Annotated in this window: 21 protein-coding genes; 11 read left to right on the forward strand and 10 right to left on the reverse strand. The window is 68.5% G+C overall.

Translation table 11 applies throughout. The annotated features are described in order from the left end of the window. Positions 1 to 228: 228 nt before the first annotated feature. Positions 229 to 1,671, reverse strand: coding sequence for a CCA tRNA nucleotidyltransferase (locus ACIHCL_RS14250; protein WP_399861264.1), 1,443 nt, complete (start codon positions 1,669 to 1,671; stop codon positions 229 to 231). Between the two features lie 182 nt (positions 1,672 to 1,853). On the opposite strand from ACIHCL_RS14250, the gene ACIHCL_RS14255 reads away from it, so the two are divergent. The 7 genes from ACIHCL_RS14255 (at position 1,854) to trxA (ending at position 11,607) form a co-directional block, all read left to right on the forward strand. Continuing rightward, positions 1,854 to 4,142 (forward strand): DUF6049 family protein, encoded by a 2,289-nt coding sequence (locus tag ACIHCL_RS14255; protein WP_399861267.1) that lies wholly within the window; start codon positions 1,854 to 1,856, stop codon positions 4,140 to 4,142. Between the two features lie 49 nt (positions 4,143 to 4,191). Beyond that, a complete protein-coding gene (gene murJ, locus ACIHCL_RS14260; protein ID WP_399861269.1) occupies positions 4,192 to 6,345 on the forward strand; it encodes a murein biosynthesis integral membrane protein MurJ in 2,154 nt (717 codons plus the stop codon). 125 nt (positions 6,346 to 6,470) lie between these two features. Then, the gene (locus tag ACIHCL_RS14265) at positions 6,471 to 8,186 is read left to right on the forward strand and encodes a serine/threonine protein kinase (RefSeq protein ID WP_399861272.1); all 1,716 of its coding nucleotides are present in this window, start codon (positions 6,471 to 6,473) and stop codon (positions 8,184 to 8,186) included. A 293-nt stretch (positions 8,187 to 8,479) separates the two neighbouring features. After that, complete coding sequence (gene sigM / locus ACIHCL_RS14270; RefSeq protein ID WP_399861275.1) at positions 8,480 to 9,190, forward strand: RNA polymerase sigma factor SigM; 711 nt, start codon at positions 8,480 to 8,482, stop codon at positions 9,188 to 9,190. Beyond that, positions 9,187 to 10,137, forward strand: coding sequence for a hypothetical protein (locus ACIHCL_RS14275; RefSeq protein ID WP_399861278.1), 951 nt, complete (start codon positions 9,187 to 9,189; stop codon positions 10,135 to 10,137). The genes sigM and ACIHCL_RS14275 overlap by 4 nt, the downstream gene beginning before the upstream one ends. A 131-nt stretch (positions 10,138 to 10,268) precedes the next feature. Beyond that, positions 10,269 to 11,231 (forward strand): thioredoxin-disulfide reductase, encoded by a 963-nt coding sequence (gene trxB, locus ACIHCL_RS14280; RefSeq protein WP_399861281.1) that lies wholly within the window; start codon positions 10,269 to 10,271, stop codon positions 11,229 to 11,231. 43 nt (positions 11,232 to 11,274) lie between these two features. Next, entirely contained in the window at positions 11,275 to 11,607 is a 333-nt protein-coding gene (gene trxA, locus ACIHCL_RS14285) for a thioredoxin (RefSeq protein WP_399861284.1), read from the forward strand. Between the two features lie 89 nt (positions 11,608 to 11,696). Here the strand turns inward: trxA and ACIHCL_RS14290 are convergent, their stop codons facing one another. The 9 genes from ACIHCL_RS14290 to rpmH form a co-directional block, all read right to left on the reverse strand. After that, the gene (locus ACIHCL_RS14290) at positions 11,697 to 12,314 is read right to left on the reverse strand and encodes a GNAT family N-acetyltransferase (RefSeq protein WP_399861286.1); all 618 of its coding nucleotides are present in this window, start codon (positions 12,312 to 12,314) and stop codon (positions 11,697 to 11,699) included. 228 nt (positions 12,315 to 12,542) lie between these two features. Then, positions 12,543 to 13,637, reverse strand: a complete 1,095-nt coding sequence (locus ACIHCL_RS14295) for a ParB/RepB/Spo0J family partition protein (protein ID WP_399861289.1) — start codon at positions 13,635 to 13,637, stop codon at positions 12,543 to 12,545. Further along, positions 13,634 to 14,710 (reverse strand): ParA family protein, encoded by a 1,077-nt coding sequence (locus ACIHCL_RS14300; protein WP_399861292.1) that lies wholly within the window; start codon positions 14,708 to 14,710, stop codon positions 13,634 to 13,636. Before ACIHCL_RS14300 ends, ACIHCL_RS14295 begins: the two co-directional genes overlap by 4 nt. 291 nt (positions 14,711 to 15,001) lie before the next feature. Next, entirely contained in the window at positions 15,002 to 15,718 is a 717-nt protein-coding gene (gene rsmG / locus ACIHCL_RS14305) for a 16S rRNA (guanine(527)-N(7))-methyltransferase RsmG (protein ID WP_399861295.1), read from the reverse strand. A gap of 109 nt (positions 15,719 to 15,827) precedes the next feature. Further along, positions 15,828 to 16,337, reverse strand: a complete 510-nt coding sequence (locus ACIHCL_RS14310) for a protein jag (RefSeq protein WP_399861298.1) — start codon at positions 16,335 to 16,337, stop codon at positions 15,828 to 15,830. Between the two features lie 14 nt (positions 16,338 to 16,351). Then, complete coding sequence (gene yidC / locus ACIHCL_RS14315) at positions 16,352 to 17,608, reverse strand: membrane protein insertase YidC (protein WP_399861301.1); 1,257 nt, start codon at positions 17,606 to 17,608, stop codon at positions 16,352 to 16,354. Positions 17,609 to 17,611: 3 nt separating this feature from the next. Continuing rightward, positions 17,612 to 17,971, reverse strand: a complete 360-nt coding sequence (gene yidD, locus ACIHCL_RS14320; RefSeq protein ID WP_399861304.1) for a membrane protein insertion efficiency factor YidD — start codon at positions 17,969 to 17,971, stop codon at positions 17,612 to 17,614. Beyond that, positions 17,968 to 18,339, reverse strand: a complete 372-nt coding sequence (gene rnpA / locus ACIHCL_RS14325; protein WP_399861306.1) for a ribonuclease P protein component — start codon at positions 18,337 to 18,339, stop codon at positions 17,968 to 17,970. Before rnpA ends, yidD begins: the two co-directional genes overlap by 4 nt. 18 nt (positions 18,340 to 18,357) lie before the next feature. Continuing rightward, a complete protein-coding gene (rpmH, locus tag ACIHCL_RS14330) occupies positions 18,358 to 18,495 on the reverse strand; it encodes a 50S ribosomal protein L34 (RefSeq protein WP_073790753.1) in 138 nt (45 codons plus the stop codon). 381 nt (positions 18,496 to 18,876) lie between these two features. Between rpmH and dnaA the strand changes: the two genes are divergently transcribed. From dnaA to recF, 4 genes are all read left to right on the forward strand, one after another. Next, on the forward strand, positions 18,877 to 20,661 hold the full coding sequence (gene dnaA, locus ACIHCL_RS14335; protein WP_399861310.1) for a chromosomal replication initiator protein DnaA: 1,785 nt from the start codon (positions 18,877 to 18,879) through the stop codon (positions 20,659 to 20,661). 1,257 nt (positions 20,662 to 21,918) lie between these two features. Further along, the gene (gene dnaN, locus ACIHCL_RS14340) at positions 21,919 to 23,049 is read left to right on the forward strand and encodes a DNA polymerase III subunit beta (RefSeq protein WP_399861313.1); all 1,131 of its coding nucleotides are present in this window, start codon (positions 21,919 to 21,921) and stop codon (positions 23,047 to 23,049) included. A 167-nt stretch (positions 23,050 to 23,216) separates the two neighbouring features. Next, positions 23,217 to 24,095 (forward strand): phosphogluconate dehydrogenase (NAD(+)-dependent, decarboxylating), encoded by an 879-nt coding sequence (gene gnd, locus ACIHCL_RS14345; RefSeq protein WP_399861316.1) that lies wholly within the window; start codon positions 23,217 to 23,219, stop codon positions 24,093 to 24,095. Between the two features lie 88 nt (positions 24,096 to 24,183). Further along, on the forward strand, positions 24,184 to 25,314 hold the full coding sequence (recF, locus tag ACIHCL_RS14350) for a DNA replication/repair protein RecF (RefSeq protein WP_399861319.1): 1,131 nt from the start codon (positions 24,184 to 24,186) through the stop codon (positions 25,312 to 25,314). Positions 25,315 to 25,349: the final 35 nt, after the last annotated feature.

A 25,349-nucleotide genomic window follows, 5' to 3' on the forward strand; every position in this document is an offset into this window, starting at 1 on the left:
GGGGGTTCCGTTGGGCCCGGGCGGGGGGGGGGGGGGGGGCGGGGGGGGGCCCCCGGCCCCCCCCCCGCGCCCGGGGGGGGGGGGGGGGGGGGGGGGGTTGCCCCCCCACCCCCCCCCCCCCACCCCTACCGGCTGTCGTCGTGTTTCACGTGAAACACGACGACAGCCGACCCCCACCCTTACGGGCCTACCGGCCAGAACGCTCCGGCCAGTCCGAGCTTCGACCGCTCAGCTCTGGGCGGCCCACCACTCCTTGAGCTTGCCGATCGCCGCATCGTGCCCCAGCGGGCCATGCTCCAGCCGCAGCTCCAGCAAGAAGGCGTAGGCCTTGCCGATCACCGGCCCGGGGCCGATGCCCAGGGTCGCCATGATCTCGTTGCCGTCCAGGTCGGGCCGGATGGCGTCGAGCTCCTCCTGCTGCTGCAACTCTGCGATGCGCTCCTCAAGGCCGTCATAGGTCCGGGAGAGGGCGGCCGCCTTGCGCTTGTTGCGCGTGGTGCAGTCCGAGCGGGTCAGCTTGTGCAGCCGTTCCAGCAGCGGTCCCGCGTCACGCACGTACCGGCGCACCGCGGAGTCCGTCCACTCGCCGTCGCCGTATCCATGGAAGCGCAGGTGGAGCTCGATGAGCTTCGAGACGTCCTTGACCATCTCGTTGGAGTACTTGAGCGCGGTCATCCGCTTACGGGCCATCTTGGCGCCCACCACCTCGTGGTGGTGGAAGGAGACACGGCCGTCCTTCTCGAAGCGCCGCGTCCTCGGCTTGCCGATGTCATGCAGGAGTGCGGCGAGCCGCAGGACCAGGTCAGGGCCGTCCTGTTCCAGCTCGATCGCCTGCTCCAGGACCGTCAGCGAATGCTCGTAGACATCCTTGTGACGGTGATGCTCATCACTTTCCAGCCGCAGGGCGGGCAGTTCCGGGAGGACGCGTTGTGCCAGGCCCGTGTCGACGAGGAGCGCCAGGCCCTTGCGAGGGTTGGCGGAGAGCAGCAGCTTGTTGAGCTCTTCCCTGACGCGTTCGGCGGAGACGATCTCGATACGTCCGGCCATGTCCGTCATCGCCGTAATCACGTCGGGCGCCACGTCGAAATCCAGCTGCGCGGAGAAACGGGCGGCACGCAGCATGCGCAGCGGATCGTCCGAGAAGGACTCCTCGGCCGTACCGGGGGTGCGCAGGACCTGCTGGGCCAGGTCCTCCAGTCCACCGTGGGGGTCGACGAAGTCCTTCTGTGGAAGCGCGACGGCCATCGCGTTGACGGTGAAGTCGCGGCGGACGAGGTCGTCCTCGATGGAGTCGCCGTAGGACACCTCGGGCTTGCGCGAGGTCCTGTCGTAGGCCTCCGACCGGTAGGTGGTGATCTCGATCTGGTAGCCGTCCTTCTGGGCACCGACCGTGCCGAAAGCGATCCCGACCTCCCACACCGCGTCCGCCCAGGGCCGCACGATCTTCAGTACGGCCTCGGGTCGGGCGTCGGTGGTGAAGTCGAGGTCGTTCCCGAGCCTGCCGAGAAGGGCGTCCCGCACCGAACCACCGACCAGAGCAAGACCGAATCCGGCATCCTGGAAGCGGCGGGCGAGGTCGTCGGCGACCGGTGACACCCGCAGCAGTTCGCTGACTGCGCGCTGCTGTACCCGGGTCAGGGCGATGGAGCTGTCTTCGTTGGCGTTCGACACAACAGAAAAGGGTACGTGCCCGGACCGGCCCAGTCGTCCGGATTCCGTCCCACCCTGCGAGACTCTTGCGATCTTGTAGTGCACTCCGCAGCACTCGGCACCCGCGCACCTCGTTACCATGCGTGGACGCAGCACCGAGAACCATCGACACCATCTGACTACGACGAGGGACGGGCAGGCGCGTGGCCGAGGCGGCAGACAATCAGGGGATCGGTCCCTCTCCTGCCCGCCGGTGGCTGCGGCGCACAGCCGCCCTGATCACCGGGGCCCCGCTCGTCGCCGCTCTGCTGGCCGCACCGCCCGTGCACGCCGACGCGCCGGCCAAGGCTCCTTCCGGGTCCGAGACCGTGCGGGTGTCCTTGAACACCGTGGCTCCCAGTGCCCCGGTGAAGGGGGACACCCTGACGATCGCCGGCACGGTGATGAACCGGGGCAAGGCCACGATCACCGACGCGAAGGTCGATCTGCGGGTGGGTTCGAGGCTGGTCGGCCGGACGTCCATCGACGCCGCCGCCAAACGCTCCGGGTACATCCCGGGCGGCGATCCCGCCCCGCTCGACGACAAGTACAGCGTGAAGCTCCCCAGGCTCCGCTCCGGGATCAGCCAGGACTTCACGCTGTCCGTACCGGTCGGCAAACTGGGTCTCGGCGACGACGGTGTGTACCCGATCGGTGTCTCACTGTCGGGGCAGACCTCCAGTGCCCAGTATGAGCAGGTGCTGGGGATCCAGCGCACCTTCCTGCCCTGGCAGGAGGAGGAACGCGACTCCCGGACGGAGATCACCTACCTCTGGCCACTCATCGCGCCGCCGCATGTCACCGCCGAGACCGGCTCCGATGACGAACAGACCCCGGTGTTCGCCGACGACGAGCTGGCCGACGAGCTCGCTCCGGGCGGACGCCTTGAGCAAATGGTCTCGCTGGGCAGCCGACTGCCGGTGACCTGGGTCATCGACCCGGACCTGCTGGCCAGTGTCGACGCGATGGCGCGTGGCTACCGGGTCAAGTCCGGTGACACCACCGTCGCCGGGAAGAACCAGGCCCTCGCCAAGCAATGGCTCGCCGCTCTGGAGGCCGCGGTGTCCGACGGCGAGGTCGTCGCGCTGCCCTTCGCCGATCCCGATCTGGCGGCCATCGCCCACCGCGGCAAGAACGTGTCGGGCACCCTCAGCCATCTGCAGACCGCCACGGAGGTGGCCGGGGCGACCGTGCAGACCGTCCTTCACGTGAAACCGTCGACGGACTTCGCGTGGCCGGTGAACGGAGCGATCGACCCGGCGATCGTCGATGTCGCCACCTCCGCCGGCGCCCACAAGGTGATCGCCCGCAGCGACAGCCTCCAGGAGGTCGGCGGGCTGCCGTACACCCCGTCCGCGGCGCGTCCGATCGGCGGCGGCACGACCGCGGTGGTCGCCGACGCCCGGCTCTCCACCGCTTTCGAGGGCGACATGTCGAGGGCCGACGGCTCCACCCTCGCCGTGCAGCAGTTCCTCGCCCAGACCCTCGCCCTGACCGATCAGGGCACGAACGAGGAACGCAGCATCGTCGTGGCGCCGCAGCGGATGCCGACGGTCGCCCAGGCGCAGTCGATGGCCCGCGCCCTGCAGGCCCTCGACGACGACCGCTGGACCCGGCCCCTCGGGCTCGTGGACGCGGCCGAGGCGAAGCCCGACGCGGACGCGACGACCAGTGTCCCGGGCTCCTCCCGCTACCCGAAAAAGCTCCGCAACCAGGAGCTGCCCACCCAGGCGTTCCAGGACATCAAGTCCACGCAGGTCTCGCTCAACAAGTTCCAGGTGATCCTCACCCACCCCGAGCGGGTGGTCACGCCCTTCGGCAACGCGGTGAACCGGTCCATGTCGACGTCGTGGCGAGGCAAGCCCCTGGAGGCCCAGCAGTACCGGGACTCCGTCCGCAGCTATCTCCAGGGCCTCATCGGCGAGGTTCAGCTCATCTCGAAGTCGGACGTCACCCTGTCCGGTCGCAGCGCCACGATCCCCGTGACCGTGCAGAACCGGCTGCTGCAGGGCGTGGACCACCTGGTGCTCCGCCTGAAGTCGGACAACGCGACCCGGCTCAGGCTGAACAACGGCGGGGCCGTGGCGGAGCAGCCGATCCGGATCTCCGGCGGCCACAGCCAGTCCGTGAAGTTCGACGCCGCGGCCAACGTCAACGGTCAGGTACAGATGACCGCCCAGCTCTACACCGAGGACGGCACACCGTACGGCGAGGAGATGACCTTCACCGTGAAGGTCTCGGAGCTCACCCCGACCGTGCTCCTCGTGATCGCCGGCGGGCTGCTGCTGCTGGTCCTCGCCGGCATCCGGATGTACACCCAGCGCAAGCGGGCCAACGCCGCCGACGCGGACGGGAACGACGGCGGTGAACCGGAGCACCCGGGTGACCCTGCGCCGGACACCGGTCCGGACAGCCGTGGGGCATCGGACTCGGGTGAGAAAGTGGAACGTTGAGCGATGTCTGTCGTGGCCGGTCGGCCGGGGACGATGAGGTGGGGTTTCGATGAACGCGCCGTACGACGGTGACCGCGGTCGGGGTACGGGCGGAGCTGGGCCCTCCGGCGGCCCCCCGGGGCCGGACGGGGTCCCGCCGGTGCCCGATCCGTACCTGCAGGCCGCGTACGACCACGATCCCTACCGGGCCCAGGATCTGTCGGCCCAGGACCCGGTGGACGAAGCGTTGTACGACCGCGCCGCGCACCCCCCGCCGCCCCATGGCGCCCACCAGCAGCCCCAGCCGCTGTACCAGCAGCCGCCCCCGGCGCCGTACGCGCCCGATCCGCGCGTCTGGGCGCAGACGCCGCCGCCCGAGCCCGACGGTCCGTCGCGCCATCTGCCGTACGGCGACGCCTCGGCGGCGACCCAGTTCGTCGGGGTGGACGATCTCGTCAGCCAGGCGTCCCGGGACCGGGGGCAGCCGGACGCCTTCGCGCATCTGCTCCGCGACCAGGAGGGCGCGAGGGCTTCCTCCGTCGCGGCCGAGCCCGAGCCGGTCCCGGCCCCGGCGCCCGCGCCTCGCAAGTCCGGGGGCCGGGCGTCCGGGCTGCTGAAGTCCAGCGCCCTGATGGCGGCCGGCACGCTGGTGTCCCGTCTCACCGGCTTCGTCCGCACGCTCGTGATGACCGCCGCGCTCGGCGCGGCCCTGCTCGGCGACAGCTTCACCGTCGCCTACACCCTGCCGACGATGATCTACATCCTCACCGTGGGCGGCGGTCTGAACTCGGTCTTCGTCCCCCAGCTCGTCCGTTCCATGAAGGACGACGAGGACGGCGGAGAGGCGTATGCCAACCGGCTGCTGACCCTGGTGATGGTCGCGCTCGGGTTGATCGTGGCGGTGGTGGTCCTGGCCGCTCCGTGGCTGATCCACATGATGTCGCCGACGATCGCCGGGGACCCGGCCGCCAACCGTGTCTCGGTGACGTTCGCCCGGTACTGCCTGCCCACCATCTTCTTCATGGGCATCCATGTCGTGATGGGCCAGATCCTCAATTCCCGCGGCAGGTTCGGCGCGATGATGTGGACCCCGGTCCTCAACAACATCGTCATGATCTTCACGTTCGGCATGTTCATCTGGGTGTACGGCACCTCCGCCGAGTCCCAGATGGGGGTCCAGACGATCCCGCCGGAGGGCGTCCGGCTGCTGGGCATCGGCACGCTGCTCGGTCTGATCATCCAGGCGCTGGCCATGCTCCCCTATCTGCGTGAGGCGGGCTTCCGGTTCCGTCCGCGCTTCGACTGGCGGGGGCACGGCCTCGGCAAAACGATCAAGCTGGCCAAGTGGACCGTACTGTTCGTCCTGGCCAACCAGGCGGGCGTGATCGTCGTCACCCAGCTCGCGACCTCGGCGGGCAAGCTGTCCGGCAAGGACGGCACCGGGTTCCTCGCCTACTCCAACGCCCAGCTGATCTGGGGCATGCCGCAGGCGATCATCACCGTGTCGGTCATGGCCGCTCTGCTGCCCCGTATCTCCCGCGCCGCCCATGACAACGACCCGGGCGCCGTCCGTGACGACATCTCCCACGGTCTGCGGAACTCGGCGGTCGCCATCGTGCCGGTCGCGTTCCTGTTCCTCGCGCTCGGCCTGCCGATGTGCACCCTGCTGTACTCCTCGGCCGGCACCGAGGCCGCCCGCTCCATGGGCTTCATCCTCATGGCGTTCAGTCTCGGCCTGATCCCGTACTCCGTGCAGTACGTGGTGCTGCGTGGCTTCTACGCCTACGAGGACACCCGCACACCCTTCTACAACACGGTCATCGTCGCCGCGGTCAACGCCGCGGCCTCGGCCCTCTGCTACGTCGTCCTGCCCGCCCAGTGGGCCGTGGTCGGCATGGCCGCCTCGTACGGACTCGCCTACGCCGTCGGTGTGGGCGTCGCCTGGCGTCGGCTGCGCAACCGGCTGGGCGGCGATCTGGACGGTGCGCATGTCGTACGCACCTACGCCCGCCTGTGCCTGGCCGCCGTCCCGGCGGCGGTGCTCGGTGGCGGAGTCGGCTTCGCCGTGCTCATGGGCCTCGGTGAGGGTGCCGTCGGGTCGCTCGTCGCACTGGTCTGCGGCGGGGCCGTTCTGCTGGCCGTCTTCGTCGCCGCGGGCAAGCGAATGCGGATCGAGGAGATCAACGGCCTGGTCGGCATGGTTCGCGGCCGGCTCGGGCGCTGAGGATCCCGGCGCACAACCATCACCACTCCTGGCGTGTCGTGCATAGCGTCGGAGTGTGGGCACAATTGGCGTGACTGTGCAGAGCCGGCTGGCAACGCGCAACGGATGGGGAGGCAGGAACGACGGTGGCGGAACGTAGCACGGCTGCCGTCGACGTGGCCGACAACAGCGGCAAGGAACCGCTGGCCGCCAAGGCGGACGGGGCCACGGCCGACGGGACGGCAGAAGCGCAGGACTCGGCGGGCACCAAGCCGCAGGACACGAACGGTGGACCACGCCGTTCCGAGGCCTCCCTACCGGCCCCGGATCTGCACAGCGGGCACAAACTCGCCAGACGGTACCGGCTTGAGGAGTGCGTCACCCGTCTGGACGGATTCAGCAGCTGGCGCGCCGTCGACGAGAAGCTGCGCCGCGCGGTCGGGGTCCATGTGCTCCCCGCCGACCACCCCCGTGCGCGTTCCGTGCTGGCGGCCGCCCGGTCCGCCGCGCTGCTCGGCGACCCCCGTTTCGTGCAGGTGCTCGACGCGGTGGAGGAGAACGACCTCGTCTATGTCGTCCACGAATGGCTCCCCGACGCCACCGAGCTGACCTCCCTGCTGGCGTCCGGACCGATGGAGGCGCACGACGCTTACCAGCTCGTCAGCCAGGTCTCCCAGGCCATGGCGGCGGCGCACCGGGAGGGCCTGGCCCATCTCAGGCTGACGCCGGGAGCTGTGCTGCGAAGCTCGACCGGCCAGTACCGGATCCGCGGCCTCGCGGTGAACGCGGCCCTGCGGGGCATCACCTCCGACGGACCGCAGCGGGCGGACACGGAGGCGATCGGAGCCCTGCTCTATGCCGCGCTGACCCAGCGCTGGCCGTACGAGACGGACGCCTACGGGCTGTCCGGACTCCCCAAGGGCATGGGGCTGATCGCCCCCGACCAGGTGCGGGCCGGTGTGCACCGGGGTCTCTCCGAGCTCGCCATGCGCGCCCTGGCCAACGACGGGGCCACAGCCTCCCGTCAGGAACAGCCGTGCACCACACCGGACGAGCTGGCCAAGGCCGTATCCGCGATGCCCCGTATCAGGCCCCCGGAGCCCGCCTTCACGGCGCCCCCGGAGTACCAGCGCACCACCTACCAGCAGGGGACCTACCGACGGCCGCCCGCGGGCCCCATTCCCGCCACCGCGCCCATCCCCGTGCCGCCGGCCCCGCTGCAGAGCCGCGCCGGCAAGGCCCTGAAGTGGGCCGTCTCCGCGCTGCTCATCGCCGCACTGGGACTGGGCAGCTGGCAGCTGGCGGACACGGTGCTGCACCGCGACAAGGGCTCCGACGAACAGCGGACGACGCAGAACAGCACCGACGACGACAAGTCGAAGGCGCTCGTTCCGATCAAGATCCAGAGTGCGCAGGAATACGCTCCGGACGGTTTTCTGCAGGCTCCCGGCGACGTGGACAAGACCTACGACGGCAAGGACTCCACATTCTGGCGGTCCAAGACCTTTGTGGACGGCCCGGTGCTCGCCCCTTACAAAAAGGGCTTCGGCATCGTCTATGACCTCGGCTCGGTGAAGAGCGTCTCCAGCGCCTCCATAAAACTGCTCTACGGCGGCGATTACACGGCGGTCTCGCTGTATGCGGAGGACAGCATGTCACCGGGCACACCCGTCGATTCGCTGAAGCCGTTCGCGACCCGGAAGACGAGTGGTGTATCGGCCCGTCTGGAAGCCGAGACGCCGGTGAAGACGCGTTACGTGCTGGTCTGGCTCACGGCGGCACCGAAGGCACCGGGAGACGCCTATACCGGTTCCGGCTACAAGCAGGCCATCACGGATGTCAGTTTCTCCGCTGCGGAGTGACCGCGGCATGGGAAAGCAGGGTCTCGTCAGAGGAAAAACTCTGACGAGACCCTGCTTTCCCATGTGAGGAGATTCGCACGGCTACGGGTTTCCCAATCTGCTTTCAGCGTGGCTCGAACCCATTCTCCCGCGATGAATCGCCGCCACCACGGAAGAAAGGGACACCCAACACAAAAGAGGAACTTTCCCATCGACATTGGGCAGCCGATTATTCTTTCGATTGTTCTCCAACATTTACATTTCGGCATGGATCGGTTTCAATGCACGGATGACACCGGCCGAGGAGGAGAACCGTGAGTTCTGCGGAGAGCGATCCCCGCGCAACAAGCGACTCCGACCTCCTCGCTCGCCATGTGGCCGGTGACCCCGACGCCTTCGGTGAGCTGATACGCCGTCATCGGGACCGGTTGTGGGCCGTGGCGCTGCGCACCCTCGGCGACCGCGAGGAAGCAGCCGACGCAGTCCAGGACGCCCTGGTCTCCGCTTTCCGTGCCGCGCACGGGTTCCGCGGCCAGTCCGCCGTCACCACCTGGCTCCATCGCATCACCGTCAATGCCTGTCTCGACCGGATGCGCAAAGCGGCCACCCGTAAGACCTCGCCGCTCGACGACACTGAGCGGTTCGAGCAGCTTCTCGAACCGCACGAGTCCGCGGAGGCACCGGTGGAACGCCGGGACCTGCACCGCGAGCTCCTGGCGGCACTCGCCACTCTGCCCGCCGAGCAGCGCGCGGCGCTCGTTCTCGTGGACATGCAGGGCTACCCGGTGGCCGAGGCCGCCCGCATCCTCGACACACCCGTCGGCACGGTGAAGAGCCGCTGTGCGCGGGGCCGGGCCCGGCTCGCCCCCCTGCTCACGCATCTACGCAGTGGAGTCGAGAGCGAGGACGCCCCTGCTGTGGAAAGGAACCGGACGCCGCGCGCAACCGTCCCACCCCCGACGGGACCAGGAGACGCGGGCACAGACGGTCCTGCCGTGGTGAAGGGCGGAGGTGGACACGCATGACATCGACCGACACGAGCAGGCATCCGGATGTTTCGGAGATCTCCGATCTCATGGAGGGACTTCTCTCGTCGGCGCACGCGGTCGAGGTGAGTGACCACGTCGAAGGGTGCGAACTCTGCGGCGACGTCCATGCCTCGCTCATCGAGATCCGTGAGCTTCTCGGCGCTGTGCCCGCACCACAGCGCATGCCCGATGACGTCGCGGACCGGATCGACGCCGCACTCGCCGCCGCGGCACTCGACGCCACCACCACGGATCACGCTGCGATCCATGTTTCACGTGAAACACCACCGGCCACGGTGACCCGACCTGATATGAGCCTGCCCACCACCGACCGCCCGGCAGGTCACCCCGGGGCCGCTACCGGCCCCGGCCGTCGTCGCACCCGGCGCCGCCGTCGAGTGGCTGTACTCGGTGCCGCTCTCAGCGCGGCCGTCATCGGCCTGGGCTTCCTCTTGTGGCCGAACGACCGGACGGCCCAGGAGGCCACAGCCCTCGATACAGCGAACCGCGAGGCCGACTCCACAGCGAGCGGGACATCGACCTTCTCGGAATCCACCCTCGAAAGCGACGTGCGCACGCTGCTACGGCGTGCCGACAGGAAACCGACGGTTCCGGACAACGGCGGCGCGGAAAGGAAACCGCCCTCCGTCCGGTCCCAGTCGACGCCCGGAAACACCTCTTCCGTGTCCGAGGCGCCCCAAACGCCTCTGCGCACGCCCGCCGCATCCGTCCCGAACTGCGTCCAGCAGGGAATCGGCCGCGACACCCCGGCCCTTGCCGCGGAAGCGGGAACCTTTGAGGGGACGAGTGCCTTCCTCGTCGTCCTCCCCCACCCCTCCGACTCCGCCCGCGTCCAGGCGTACATAGTCGACGCCGCCTGTACCCGCGACAAGGACACCGCCATGGGGAAGCTACTGCTCACCCACGCCTACGCCCGGCCCTGAAAGGGCGCTGGGGCGACCCTCACACGATGGGAATGCATCCCCCGTAGGATCCGTTGGGTGGGGTGAGAGTCGTTGAACCGACCCCAGTAGGCGTGGACCGTAGGCAGTCTGCAGAGACGAGGAAGAAACCCGTGAGCGACGTCCGTAACGTGATCATCATCGGCTCCGGCCCCGCGGGGTACACGGCCGCCCTTTACACCGCACGTGCCTCGCTGAAGCCGCTGGTCTTCGAGGGCGCCGTCACCGCAGGTGGCGCGCTGATGAACACCACCGACGTCGAGAACTTCCCGGGCTTCCAGGACGGGATCATGGGCCCCGAGCTCATGGACAACATGCGCGCCCAGGCCGAGCGCTTCGGCGCCGAGCTCATCCCCGACGACATCATCTCCGTGGACCTCTCCGGCGACATCAAGACGGTCACCGACACGGCGGGCACGGTCCACCAGGCCAAGGCCGTCATCGTGGCGACCGGGTCCCAGCACCGCAAGCTGGGCCTCCCCAACGAGGACGTCCTCTCGGGACGCGGCGTCTCCTGGTGCGCCACCTGCGACGGCTTCTTCTTCAAGGACCAGGACATCGCCGTGGTCGGCGGTGGCGACACCGCGATGGAGGAGGCGACCTTCCTCTCGCGCTTCGCCAAGTCGGTCACCATCGTCCACCGCCGTGACGCGCTGCGTGCCTCCAAGACCATGCAGGAGCGTGCCTTCGCCGACCCGAAGATCAAGTTCGCCTGGGACAGCGAAGTCGCAGAGATCCACGGCGACCAGAAGCTCTCCGGCCTCACCCTCCGCAACACCAAGACCGGTGAGACGTCGCAGATCGCGGTGACCGGCCTGTTCATCGCGGTGGGCCACGACCCGCGCACCGAGCTCTTCAAGGGGCAGCTCGACCTCGATGACGAGGGCTACCTCAAGGTCGACGCTCCCTCGACCCGCACCAACCTGACCGGCGTCTTCGGCGCCGGTGACGTCGTCGACCACACCTACCGGCAGGCGATCACCGCCGCCGGCACGGGTTGCTCGGCCGCTCTCGACGCCGAGCGCTTCCTCGCCACACTCGCCGACGAGGAGAAGGCCGCGACGGCGACCGTCTGATCCACATCCCCACACCCCACACCCCGAGCAGAAGGAGGCCGCCGTGGCCGGCGCCCTGAAGAACGTGACTGACGACACCTTCGACGAGGTCGTCCTGAAGAGCGACAAGCCCGTGCTGGTGGACTTCTGGGCCGCCTGGTGCGGTCCGTGCCGCCAGATCGCGCCGTCCCTGGAGGCCATCGCCGCCGAACACGGCGACCAGATCGAGATCGTCAAGCTCAACATCGACGAGAACCCCGCCACGGCCGCCAAGTACGGCGTCATGTCCATCCCGACCCTGAACGTCTACCAGGGCGGCGAGGTCGCCAAGACCATCGTCGGCGCCAAGCCGAAGGCCGCGATCCTCCGCGACCTCGAAGGCTTCATCGGCGAGTAGGACAGCCGTTCGCTGTTTCACGTGAAACGGTCCACCCCTGGGGTGGACCGTTTCGCTTTGCTCCAGAATTCCGGATCACAGCAACTGGATCACAACGGCCGAAGAGCCGGCTCTTTCTGGACGGCTCCCAGCAACCGATCCAACGCCTGCTCGACGTCCTCCTTCCACGAGAGTGTCGCCCGGAGTTCCAGTCGCAGCCGCGGATGCATGGGATGGGGCCGCACGGTCTTGAAGCCGACCGCGAGGAGATGATCCGCGGGAAGGACGCAGGCCGGCTCCTTCCAACGGGCGTCCCCGAAAGCCTCGACCGCCTTGAACCCCCGACGCAGGAGATCCTTGGCGACGGTCTGCACCATCACCCGGCCCAGCCCCTGTCCCTGGTATCCGGGCGTGATCCGCGCGGTCATCAACTGCACGGCATCGGGAGAGACGGGACTCGTAGGGAACGCCATCGAGCGCGGGACATAGGCCGGCGGCGCATAGAGAACGAAGCCCACGGGCACCTCGTCGACATAGACCACACGGCCGCACGACCCCCACTCCAGCAGGACGGCCGAGATCCACGCTTCCTTCTCCCTCTCGGGCGTCCCCGCCTTCACCGCGGCATCCCCACTGACCGGATCAAGCTCCCAGAAGATGCACGAGCGGCAGCGCTTGGGAAGATCGGAGAGGTTGTCCAGTGTGAGCGGTACGAGCCGACGCCCCATGAAGGCTGTTCCTCGCTTCCTTCGTCTGCCGCATCGCGTACGACCGTCAGCGCGCCCCGCTCGTGGGCGGGAGAAGCAGCTCTCGCTCCGCCGAGGTGGCTCAAGCCGGAGGGCCGTACCAGAACGCATCGTATCCACCCGTACATCAGGCCGACACTGCGAGAAAGCAAAGGGCTGGGTGTGTTCCGGCGTCTGCCGGAACACACCCAGCCCTTTGGTCCCTCTGGTTCAGCCCTCGTCGCCCTCGTCGCCCTTGTCACTCTTCTCGGCCTGGCTCTGGTCCAGCACCCGACCCTCACCCGGTGCCAGGCTGCCGAGAATGCGATCGAGATCCTCTATCGACGCGAACTCGACAACGATCTTCCCCTTCTTCTGCCCGAGATCGACCTTCACCCTCGTCTCGAAGCGATCAGACAGACGGGAAGCGAGCTCGGACAACGCCGGCGACACCCGGCCACCGGCCCTCGGCCCCTTGGCCTTGGCAGAGCCCTTGGACTCGGAGCCCAGCAGCGTCACGATCTCCTCGACCGCCCGCACCGAAAGCCCCTCGGCCACGATCCGATGCGCCAGCTTGTCCTGCTCCTCCGAGTCCTCCACAGAGAGCAGCGCCCGCGCGTGCCCGGCCGACAGCACCCCGGCCGCGACTCTGCGCTGCACCTGCGGCGACAGCCTCAGCAGTCGCAATGTATTGGAGACCTGCGGGCGGGAGCGCCCGATCCGATCGGCCAGCTGGTCATGGGTGCACTTGAAGTCCTTGAGCAGCTGGTCGTAAGCGGCCGCTTCCTCCAGGGGATTCAGCTGAGCCCGGTGAAGGTTCTCCAGGAGGGCGTCCAGAAGAAGCTTCTCGTCCTCCGTGGCCCGGACGATGGCGGGGATCCGCTCCAGCCCCGCCTCGCGGCACGCCCTCCAGCGCCGCTCCCCCATGATGAGCTCATAGCGGTCCGGTCCCACCTTCCGGACAACGATGGGCTGGAGAAGGCCGACTTCCTTGATGGACGTCACCAACTCGGCGAGCGCGTCCTCGTCGAACACCTCGCGGGGCTGACGCGGATTGGGTGTGATCGCATCGAGTGAAACCTCGGCGAAGTACGCCCCCGCGACACCCACCGTTCCCGCCGCCGCAGGCTCCGAGACCGGCGCACTGGGCTCCGGCACGGCAGGGGCGGACGCCAGAGAGGCCACCTTCGCGGCAGCCACCCCGCGCTCCGACGCCATGATGGGGCCCGCACCGGCAGAGGCCGCGCCCGGCACCTGCTTCTCCTGCGGAGCGGCGGGGATCAGGGCACCCAGCCCACGCCCCAACCCTCTACGACGCTCACTCACTGAATCCCCTCCGAATTGCTCTGCTGACTGTTCCCGCTGCCCGTGTGGGCATGCCGGGCCTCGTACTGCACCCCAACACCTCGCAGGGCGATCTCACGCGCCGCTTCGAGGTAAGACAACGCCCCGCTCGAACCCGGGTCATAGGTCAGCACGGTCTGCCCGTAACTCGGTGCCTCCGAGATGCGCACCGACCGGGGAATGTTGGTGCGCAGCACCTCCTTGCCGAAGTGGCTCCGCACCTCCTCCGCGACCTGTGAGGCGAGCCTGGTCCTGCCGTCGTACATGGTGAGCAAGATCGTCGACACATGAAGTTCGGGGTTGAGGTGTCCTCGCACCAGCTCCACGTTGCGCAGCAACTGCCCGAGCCCTTCCAGCGCGTAGTACTCGCACTGGATGGGGATCAGTACCTCGGCGCCGGCGACCAGGGCGTTGACCGTCAGCAGACCGAGCGACGGCGGGCAGTCAATCATGATGTAGTCCAGCGGCTGCTCATACGCTTGGATCGCCCGCTGGAGCCGGCTCTCCCTCGCCACCAGCGACACCAGTTCGATCTCCGCACCGGCGAGATCGATGGTGGCGGGAGCACAGAAAAGGCCCTCGACGTCCCGAACGGGCTGAACCACTTCAGAGAGCGGCCTGCTGTCCACCAAAACGTCGTAGATAGAGGGGACTTCGGCATGGTGATCGATCCCCAGCGCTGTAGAGGCGTTCCCCTGCGGGTCCAGGTCGATCACCAGAACGCGTGCACCGTGAAGCGCGAGCGAAGCAGCAAGGTTGACCGTCGTGGTCGTCTTGCCCACACCGCCCTTCTGATTGGCCACCACCATGATGCGTGTCCGGTCGGGGCGGGGCAGGCCCTCACCAGCGCGGCCGATGGCCTGCACCGCCAGCTGTGCCGCACGACCGATGGGTGTGTCATCCATCGGCGGCGGTGTTTCACGTGAAACACCCTCCCCCGCCGATTCGGTTCGGGGACCGGGGACCGGGTCGGTCATCGGCCCCGCGATGTTGGCGTCGGACCGCAAGGATTCACTCTCCTCGACTTCAGGCTCGCAATGAACAGAGCCTGCCATGCTTCCGGGGTCGTGAACCAGCGAGGCCCGCTCTTCTGTGGACGAATCCACTTCTGTGGACAACTCCGTAGCCCTAACGGGCCTGCGATGCCGCGGTGCGGCAGCAGCACGACCGCGGTCGATGATCCCATGCAGCAAAGAGCGACGTTTCACGTGAAACACGATGCCCCCGCAGCTTGGCTGCAGGGGCACGACACTCCGCATCTCGCACACAGGGTGACGTGCCGAGACCATCACCACCGGCTACCCAGAACCTGAGCAGCCGGTACCTCAGCGGCACGTCCATGCGTGTCAGCGCCGACGTCTCGTTCGACTCGTCCTCGCGGCCTTGGCCCTCTTCGCAGCGAACCTGACGCCACCCGGGCTCTCCCCGACCACGACACGGACGACCGTGGACATGGGGTCGACGATGCCCTCACCGACGTGCAGCACCTCGGTCTCCACCACGCCGAGCTTGCTCAGCGCGGCGCGCGCGCCGTTGAGCTCCTCCTCGGCGGTATCGCCCTTGAGGGCAAGCATCTCCCCGTACGGGCGCAAGAGCGGAACGCCCCAGCCGGCCAGCCGATCAAGCGGCGCCACGGCGCGAGCCGTCACCACATGGACCGGCTGAACCTTTCCCAGAACCTCCTCGGCCCGGCCGCGGACCACCGTCACATGCTCCAGCCCCAGCAGCTCGACGACTTCCTGGAGGAAGTTGGTGCGCCGCAGCAAGGGCTCCAGCAGGGTGATCTTCAGGTCGGGACGCACCAGCGCCAACGGGATCCCGGGAAGGCCCGCTCCGGAGCCCACATCGCAGACCGTGACACCTTCCGGTACGACCTCGGAGAGCACCGCGCAGTTCAGCAGATGCCGCTCCCACAGCCGTGGCACCTCGCGCGGACCGATCAGTCCCCGCGTCACCCCGATATCCGCCAGCAGTTCCGCGTACCGGACAGCTTCTGGGAAGAAGTCATCGAATACCGTCCGCGCACTTTCAGGCGCTGGGGGAAGCTCTACTTCCGCCGTCACCGGAACCGTCCTTCCATACCGCTCGACCGCACCGTGGCCGGCCGACTACCAGGCTGACAAAGATCGGCCCCGCCTGTGAACAGACGGGGCCGACAGAACAAGGGTCCGGTCAGGCCGGGAGAACGATGACGAAGCGCTGCGGCTCCTCGCCCTCGGACTCGCTGTGCAGACCGGCGGCCGCCACCGCATCGTGCACGACCTTGCGCTCGAACGGCGTCATCGGGTCCAGCTTCACCGGCTGACCGGTGCTCTTGACCTCGTCCGCGGCCTTGGCGCCCAGTTCGGCGAGCTGGGCCCGCTTCTTGGCCCGAAAGCCGGCGATGTCCAGCATCAGGCGGCTGCGATCACCGGTTTCCCGGTGCACGGCGAGCCGCGTCAGCTCCTGGAGCGCCTCCAGCACCTCACCGTCGCGGCCCACGAGCTTCTGCAGATCACGAGTCGAGTCGCTGATGATCGAGACCGCGGCCCGGTCCGCCTCGACGTCCATATCGATGTCGCCGTCGAGGTCGGCGATGTCGAGCAGGCCCTCGAGGTAGTCCGCGGCAATCTCGCCCTCCTGCTCAAGGCGGGTCAGGGTGTCGCTGCCCTCAGCGGCCGTGGAGGTGGTGCCTTCCGTCACGGATGGACTCCTTCTTACTTCTTGGACGGGTGCTTGGGCCGCTGCGGGCCCTTGCCCTGTCCGGACTTGGCTTGGCGTGAGGAGCCGGACGCGGCCTTGCCCGCCGGCTTCGACGTGTCGTCCGACTTCGGCTGGGAAGCCCTGGACCGCGCGGGTGTGGCGCCGGCTTCCTTGGCGCCCGTCTGCTGGGCCGTGCCGGCACCGCTCTGGCGCTGGGCCTTGGTCTGGCGCTTGGGCTGCTGGCGCCGCTGCGCGGCCCCCTCGGCCTCGGCAAGAGCCGTGTCGCTCTTGATCACCGTGCCGTCCTCCTGGGCGGCGAAGCCCTGCTTGGCCAGGCCCGTGATGAACTTCCGCTCGATGTCATTGCGGTCCGGCCCCTTGGACACGATGCGCTTGACCATGCTCCGCCTGGTCCTGCCGCGCACCTGGCCATGAGTGCCGACGTTCTTCAGCAGCCGTTGCAGGTACTGGTCCTGGGCCTTGCTGCCCGGGGTCGGGTTCTGGTTGATCACGTACATCTGCTGGCCCATGGTCCAGAGGTTGGTGGTCAGCCAGTAGACGAGGACACCGACGGGGAAGTTGACGCCCATGACGGCGAAGATCAGCGGGAAGATGTACATCAGCATCTTCTGCTGCTGCATGAACGGCGTCTTGACCGTCAGGTCGACGTTCTTCGTCATCAGCTGGCGCTGGGTGAAGAACTGGGACGCCGACATCAGCACGATCATGATCGCGGTGACGACCCGGACATCGGTCAGCGAGGCTCCGAGGGCCTGGGCCTTCGCCTCGGTGTCCATGAACTTGACCGCGAGCGGGGCGCCGAAGATGTGCGCCTGACGGGCGCTGTCGAGCAGCGGCTGGTCGATGACGCCGATCGTCTTGCCCGAGGCGATGGACGAGAGCACGTGGTACAGGGCGAAGAAGAACGGCGACTGCGCCAGGATGGGAAGGCACGAGGAGAGCGGGTTGGTGCCCGTCTCCTTGTACAGCTTCATCATCTCTTCGGACTGACGCTGCTTGTCGTTCTTGTAGCGCTCCTGGATCGCCTTCATCTTCGGCTGGAGCACCTGCATGTTGCGGGTCGACTTGATCTGCTTCACGAAGAGCGGGATCAGGCAGACCCGGATCAGCACCACCAAGGACACGATGGACAGGCCCCAGGCCCAGCCGGTGTTGTCGCCGAAGAGCGCACCGTACAACTTGTGGAACTGGACGATGACCCATGAGACGGGCCAGGTGATAAAGCTGAACAGACTGGCAATCGTGTCCACTAATCAGGCTCCTTGAGCATTGGGCGAAGTCTCTGCGGCCGGGCTCGGAGGTTCGGGAACCGTCCCTCCGGGAGGCACATCAGCGGCGGAGTCTCCGCCCTTGCCACCGCGCATGGCGTTACGCAGCAGTTCGTGCCAGCGCGGACGTTTGCGTGGTGGAACATGGTCCACGCCACCGGGCGACCACGGATTGCATCGCAGGATGCGCCAAGCCGTCAGCGCGGTTCCTTTGATCGCTCCGTGCCGGTCGATCGCCGTATATCCATAGTGGGAACACGACGGGTAGTAACGGCAGACAGGCCCGAGAAGCGGGCTGATCGTCCACTGATAGAGCTTGATGAGAGCCAGCAGCGGGTACTTCATCGCGCGCCCCCTCCCAGCAGCCGCTGGAGTGCAGCGTCCAGGTCTCGGGCCAGTGCTTCGTAAGCGGCGTCGCCCGCTCCGGGCAGCGCCCGTACGACAACCAGGCTACCGGGGGGCAGCAGGGCCAGCCGGTCGCGGACCAGATGGCGAAGCCTGCGCTTCACCGCCGTGCGCACCACCGCGCCACCCACGGCTTTGCTGACAACGAAACCCGCACGTGGCGGGGGAGCTCCCTCCCCTGTCACGTGCGGGTCCGTGGCACCGCTGCGTAGATGAACGACGAGGAGCGGACGGCCGGCCCGGCGTCCTCGGCGTACCGCGGTCGCGAAGTCCTCGCGCCGCCTCAGCCGATTCTCGGTAGGCAGCACGTCATGACCTGTAAGCGATCAGGCGGACAGGTTGGCGCGACCCTTGGCACGGCGGGACGCGAGAATCGCGCGGCCGGCACGGGTGCGCATCCGCAGCCGGAAGCCGTGGGTCTTCGCGCGACGACGGTTGTTCGGCTGGAAGGTGCGCTTGCTCACTCGGGGGCTCCAGAAATGACTCGGGTTTTGGCGGGACGTCGTCTGGCTGTCACCGTGCGCCCACGAGAGACTCGCGTAAACGCTCAAGCGCACCGCTTCGCGATCACAGATCGTGACCTTTGCCTATCGGAGGCAGGCAGCAGCAGCCATCGACAACTCGACCTCGTCACGGTACGCGCGGCTAAGCCATCCGGTCAAACCAGCTCTGCGACACCCCCCACTGTGCACAGGCTGTGGACAACAACTTGAACGACGCGGGTCGCCCTGACTACCGTGGCCGAACCCCGGTTCTTTTTCTTCCTGCCTGCCGGTCCTCACCTATACCGACCCACCCCGTCCCGAGAACCACACATTCGTGGGACCAGCGAGAGAGCGTGCTTTGTGGCTGACGTACCTGCCGATCTTGCCGCAGTGTGGCCACGCGTGCTGGAACAGCTCCTCGGGGAGGGCCAGCAGGGCATCGAGCCGAAGGACAAGCAGTGGGTCGAGCGCTGCCAGCCGCTCGCGCTGGTCGCCGACACGGCACTGCTCGCCGTCCCCAACGAGTGGGGCAAGCGCGTGCTCGAAGGCCGGCTGGCGCCGCTCATCAGCGAGACGCTGAGCCGCGAGTGCGGCCGCCCGATCCGCATCGCGATCACCGTCGACGACTCCGCGGGCGAGCCCGTGAGCCCGCCCGCGCCCCCGATGCACCAGCCGCCGCGCTACCCGGGGCCCCAGCACGACGAGCGTCAGCGCGCCGACGTGTACGACGGTTACGGGCACCGGCCCTCGGACGACGGCATGCCGACCGCCCGGCCCGCCTATCCCGGCTACCAGCAGCAGCGCCCCGACCCCGGGGCGTGGCCCCGCACCCAGGAGGACCTCTCCTGGCAGCAGCCCCGGCTCGGTGGGTTCCAGGACCGGGACACCGGCGCGGACCAGTGGCGCGAGCCGTACCCCGGCAGCCACACCCCGCACGACTATCGGCCCCAGCCGTCCGAGCACCCGGGCTACGAGCAGCCGCGTCCCGAACGCCCGGAGCTGCCGGACCCCCAGGCGCCGCACCGGCCCGCCGTCCCCGGCACCGGAAGGCCCGGCGGCGCTCCCGGGCCGATGGGCACGCAGTCCTCGGCCCTGCCCGGCCCCGGCGAACCGGCGGCGCGGCTGAACCCGAAGTACCTCTTCGACACCTTCGTGATCGGTGCGTCCAACCGGTTCGCGCACGCCGCGGCGGTCGCGGTCGCCGAGGCCCCCGCCAAGGCGTACAACCCGCTCTTCATCTACGGGGAGTCCGGGCTCGGGAAGACGCACCTGCTGCACGCCATCGGGCACTACGCCCGCAGCCTCTACCCGGGTACCCGGGTGCGGTACGTGAGCTCCGAGGAGTTCACCAACGAGTTCATCAACTCGATCCGCGACGGCAAGGGCGACACCTTCCGCAAGCGGTACCGCGATGTGGACATCCTGCTGGTCGACGACATCCAGTTCCTGGCGAGCAAGGAGTCGACGCAGGAGGAGTTCTTCCACACCTTCAACACGCTCCACAACGCCAACAAGCAGATCGTGCTGTCCTCGGACCGGCCGCCCAAGCAGCTGGTGACCCTGGAGGACCGGCTGCGCAACCGCTTCGAGTGGGGGCTGACCACCGATGTGCAGCCGCCGGAGCTGGAGACGCGGATCGCGATCCTCCGTAAGAAGGCGGTACAGGAACAGCTCAACGCCCCGCCGGAGGTCCTGGAGTTCATCGCCTCCCGCATCTCCCGGAACATCCGGGAGCTGGAGGGCGCGTTGATCCGGGTCACGGCGTTCGCCAGCCTCAACCGCCAGCCGGTGGACCTGGGGCTGACCGAGCACGTGCTGAAGGACCTGATCCCGGGCGGCGAGGACACGTCACCGGAGATCACGGCGACGGCCATCATGGCCTCGACCGCGGACTACTTCGGCCTGACGGTGGACGATCTCTGCGGAACCTCGCGCAGCCGTGTGCTGGTGACGGCCCGCCAGATCGCCATGTACCTCTGCCGTGAGTTGACCGATCTCTCGTTGCCGAAGATCGGAGCGCAGTTCGGCGGGCGCGACCACACGACGGTGATGCACGCGGACCGGAAGATCCGTGCGCTGATGGCGGAGCGGCGGTCCATCTACAACCAGGTCACCGAGCTCACGAACCGCATCAAGAACGGCTGACCGTCCAGGCGGTCCCGGCTGTGACCGGACCGCCTGGACCGCCTGGACCGCCTGGACCGCGCCGTACGCGCCACGAGGGCCGCCCCTGGAACCTCACCCGTGCCGGCCACGAGGCGCACGTGGGCGGAACCGGTCGGCGCGCGGCCCTCGCCGACCGGGCGAAGAACTGCCGTCCGTACCCCGGCCCCCTGAGTGCACCGGGCCCCTCGTCCGCTTTCCCATCCGCTCCCCCGTTCTCTCCGTCCGCTCCCCCGGACTTCCCGGCCTTTCTCCGGGCTCCCCGCGCTCCCGTCCCGCCGACGGCTGGGCGGCTCGCCCCCGCGTCCGCCCCGAAGCCTCCCGTTGCCTTCCCGAGCCCGGCGAGGACGACGCGAAGCCCGTCCCAGCGTGTCTCCACGGGGCGTTCGCGGCCCGGCCGTGGGCCGCTCCACAGCCGGACCGAACCCCTTGCAGCGCCTCCGCCGTGGCTCCGGAGCGATGGCGGTGTTCGAATACCTGTCGCCCGCGGCCTGTTCTCCACAGATCTGGGGAGATTTTCCCCTCCACAGCCTGGGGATCCGGAGGTTGTCCATACTGCTTCCACAGCAGTGTTGGGTGGCAGTTCATCAGCCCAGGTCAGGCGCCTGGGGATTTGTGGCAAACAGTGATCCACAGCCTGTGGAAAAAATCTTCGCCCACAGGGCCTTGCTGCTGTTGTCCACTGAGAGCCCACAGCCACGAGCGCGTTGTCCCCAGCCAATGCGTGCTTCTCCACACCCCTGTCCACTGTTCGGCAACACGACACCGCTTCTCACCGCGCCGAGTGAAAGGCGTCACACCAAGAGGGGCGGTTGGGCTGTGGGGAACGCGGGTAAAGCTGGGGACGGCTCTGGGGAGAAACCCCCCTGCCCTGTGTATCGGTTGTGCAGAACTTCCGTGTGTCCACAGAAGTGCCGAGTTCTCCACCGCGGCGCCCACAGGGGCAGTGGACAAAAAATCTGCCTTGACCTGCGAAAACAGCGTTATCCACGGTTTCCACAAGCCCTACTACTACTCCCACCTAGAGTTAGCTCGGAATCCGTTTGGAAGCAGGGGCTGTGCACAACTCGGGGTCGACGCTCGCCGGACGCCTTGCCGCGACTTGACCGCGAGCGGGCACCGAGTGTCGGTGCAGTAGGCCAGACTGGTCCCCGGCGTCCTCCCGCCGCCATGGACGGGGGGCCCGATCAGATGTCGAAGGCCGGCAGGGCGAGCGAGCAAAAGCAGGAGGCGGTTCCGGTGAAGATCCGGGTGGAGCGCGATGTACTCGCGGAGGCGGTGGCCTGGGTGGCCCGCAGCCTTCCGGCCCGTCCGCCGGCGCCCGTCCTCGCGGGCCTGCTGCTGAAGGCGGAGGACGGCGCGCTCAGCTTCTCCAGCTTCGACTACGAGGTATCGGCCCGGGTCTCGGTGGATGCCGAGGTCGAGGAGGACGGCACGGTCCTGGTCTCCGGCCGGCTGCTCGCCGACATCTGCCGCGCCCTGCCCAACCGGCCGGTGGAGATCTCCACCGACGGTGTACGGGCGACCGTGGTCTGCGGCTCCTCTCGGTTCACACTCCACACCCTTCCTGTGGAGGAGTACCCGGCGCTCCCGGAGATGCCCACCGCGACGGGGACGGTTCCGGGTGAGGTCTTCTCCTCCGCCGTCGCGCAGGTGGCCATCGCCGCGGGCCGTGACGACACGCTGCCGGTGCTGACCGGTGTACGCATCGAGATCGAGGGCGAGACGGTCACCCTGGCCTCCACCGACCGGTACCGCTTCGCGGTCCGCGAGTTCCTGTGGAAGCCGGAGAACCCGGACGCCTCGGCCGTCGCGCTGGTGCCCGCCAAGACGCTGCTGGACACCGCCAAGGCCCTGACCAGCGGCGACTCGGTGACGCTGGCGCTGTCGGGTTCGGGTGCCGGAGAGGGCCTGATCGGTTTCGAGGGCGCGGGCCGACGCACCACCACGCGGCTTCTCGAAGGCGATCTGCCGAAGTACCGCACGCTGTTCCCCACCGAGTTCAACTCGGTCGCGGTCATCGAGACCGCCCCGTTCGTCGAGGCCGTCAAGCGTGTGGCCCTCGTCGCCGAGCGGAACACCCCGGTGCGGCTCAGCTTCGAGCAGGGCGTACTGATCCTGGAAGCCGGTTCGAGCGACGACGCACAGGCTGTGGAGAGGGTCGACGCGGTGCTGGAGGGCGACGACATCTCGATCGCCTTCAACCCGACCTTCCTGCTGGACGGCCTGAGCGCGATCGACTCCCCGGTCGCCCAGTTGTCCTTCACGACGTCGACCAAGCCCGCGCTGCTGAGCGGCCGTCCGGCGGTCGATGCCGAGGCCGACGAGGCGTACAAGTACCTGATCATGCCGGTGCGCCTCTCCGGCTGACCGGGCTTTCGGCCACCGGTCCCCGACGCGTTTTCGCCGGGGCCGGTACGGCCGTTTCGACGACCACGGCGGGCGCGCTCTGCGGCGGGCACGCCCACCGGTCCGGCCCCTTCCGGGCGTAGGCTCGGTCCCGGGTACGAATCGGCACAACGCTTAAGGAATCTCTGATGGAGCTCGGTCTCGTCGGCCTCGGCAAGATGGGCGGCAACATGCGCGAGCGCATCCGCCGCGCAGGCCACACCGTCATCGGCTACGACCGCAATCCGGACCTCTCGGATGTCGCCGGCCTGGAAGAACTCGTGGGCAAGCTGAAGGGCCCGCGCGTCGTCTGGGTGATGGTGCCGGCCGGTGCCCCGACCCAGGCCACCGTCGACGAGCTGGCCGGGCTCCTGTCCCCCGGTGACGTCGTCGTGGACGGCGGGAACTCCCGCTGGACGGACGACGAGAGGCACGCGGTCGAGCTGGGCATCAAGGGCATCGGCTTCGTGGACTGCGGCGTCTCCGGCGGCGTCTGGGGCCTGGAGAACGGCTACGCGCTGATGTACGGCGGCGACGCCGAGAACGTGGCGAAGGTCCAGCCGATCTTCGACGCGTTGAAGCCCGCCGGGGACTTCGGTTCCGTGCACGCGGGCAAGGTCGGCGCCGGCCACTTCGCGAAGATGGTCCACAACGGCATCGAGTACGCCATGATGCAGGCCTACGCCGAGGGCTGGGAACTGCTGGAGAAGGTCGATTCCGTCACCGATGTGCGCGAGGTCTTCCGTTCCTGGCAGGAGGGCACGGTCATCCGTTCCTGGCTGCTGGACCTGGCGGTCAACGCGCTGAACGAGGACGAGCACCTCGACAAGCTCCGCGGGTACGCCGCCGACTCCGGCGAGGGCCGCTGGACGGTGGAGGCCGCGATCGACAACGCGGTCCCGCTGCCCGCGATCACGGCGTCGCTCTTCGCGCGGTTCGCCTCGCGGCAGGAGGACTCCCCGCAGATGAAGATGATCGCCGCGCTGCGCAACCAGTTCGGCGGCCACGCGGTCGAGACCAAGAAGTAACGGCGACGGGGCAAGGAACGGGGGCCGTCCCGGCCCGTACCCCGGAGCACGCAGTACGGAACAGCAAGGCGGGAAGGTCGGCGCACCCATGCATGTCACGCATCTCTCGCTGGCCGACTTCCGCTCGTACGCCCGGGTCGAGGTTCCCCTCGATCCGGGCGTCACCGCCTTCGTGGGGCCCAACGGCCAGGGCAAGACGAACCTCGTGGAGGCCGTCGGCTATCTGGCGACGCTCGGCAGTCACCGGGTCTCCTCCGACGCGCCGCTGGTGCGGATGGGCGCGGAGCGGGCGGTGATACGGGCCGCCGTCACCCAGGGCGAGCGTTCGCAGCTGATCGAGCTGGAACTCAATCCGGGCAAGGCCAACCGGGCCAGGATCAATAGATCCTCGCAGGTCAGACCCAGGGACGTGCTGGGGATCGTGCGTACGGTGCTGTTCGCCCCGGAGGACCTGGCACTGGTCAAGGGAGACCCGGGTGAGCGCCGGCGTTTCCTCGACGAGCTGATCACGGCGCGTTCGCCGAGGATGGCGGGGGTGCGCGCCGACTACGAACGGGTGCTCAAGCAGCGCAACACCCTGCTGAAGTCGGCGGCGATGGCGCGTCGGCACGGCGGCCGGTCGATGGACCTGTCCACCCTCGACGTGTGGGACCAGCACCTGGGCCGGGCGGGCGCGGAGCTGCTGGCGCGGCGGCTCGATCTGATCGCTGCCCTGGGGCCGCTGGCCGACAAGGCGTACGGGGACGTGGCGCCGGGCGGCGGACCCGTGACGCTGGAGTACCGGAGCTCGGTCGGTGCGGACGCGGGGTCGGCGGGGACGCGCGAGGAACTGTACGAGCGGATGATCGCGGCCCTGGCCGAGGTCCGCAAGCAGGAGATCGAGCGGGGAGTGACGCTGGTCGGTCCGCACCGCGACGATCTGCTGCTGGGGCTGCGCGGGATGCCGGCCAAGGGGTACGCGAGCCACGGCGAGTCCTGGTCGTACGCACTGGCGCTGCGGCTGGCCTCGTACGAGCTGCTGCGCGGCGAGGGGAACGAGCCGGTCCTGGTGCTGGACGACGTCTTCGCCGAGTTGGACGCCAGTCGGCGCGAGCGGCTGGCGGAGCTGGTCGCTCCGGGCGAGCAGGTGCTGGTGACGGCCGCGGTGGACGATGACGTCCCCGGGGTGCTGGCGGGTGCGCGGTACGCGGTGGCCGCGGGCGAGGTGGAGCGGCTGTGACGGGTCGGGGCGAGGTTTCCAGGGCCGCAGAGGTC

Source organism: Streptomyces sp. NPDC052042 (assembly GCF_044548345.1).
In the GTDB taxonomy this organism is placed as follows: domain Bacteria; phylum Actinomycetota; class Actinomycetes; order Streptomycetales; family Streptomycetaceae; genus Streptomyces.

Bases quoted from the DNA above. Each gene is read 5' to 3' on its own strand.
- ACIHCL_RS14290 (WP_399861286.1), bottom strand. From the start codon at position 12,314: ATGGGGCGTCGGCTCGTACCGCTCACACTGGACAACCTCTCCGATCTT.
- recF (WP_399861319.1), top strand. From the start codon at position 24,184: ATGCATGTCACGCATCTCTCGCTGGCCGACTTCCGCTCGTACGCCCGG.
- gnd (WP_399861316.1), top strand. From the start codon at position 23,217: ATGGAGCTCGGTCTCGTCGGCCTCGGCAAGATGGGCGGCAACATGCGC.
- yidD (WP_399861304.1), bottom strand. From the start codon at position 17,971: ATGAAGTACCCGCTGCTGGCTCTCATCAAGCTCTATCAGTGGACGATC.
- murJ (WP_399861269.1), top strand. From the start codon at position 4,192: ATGAACGCGCCGTACGACGGTGACCGCGGTCGGGGTACGGGCGGAGCT.
- ACIHCL_RS14300 (WP_399861292.1), bottom strand. From the start codon at position 14,710: ATGGCAGGCTCTGTTCATTGCGAGCCTGAAGTCGAGGAGAGTGAATCC.
- ACIHCL_RS14275 (WP_399861278.1), top strand. From the start codon at position 9,187: ATGACATCGACCGACACGAGCAGGCATCCGGATGTTTCGGAGATCTCC.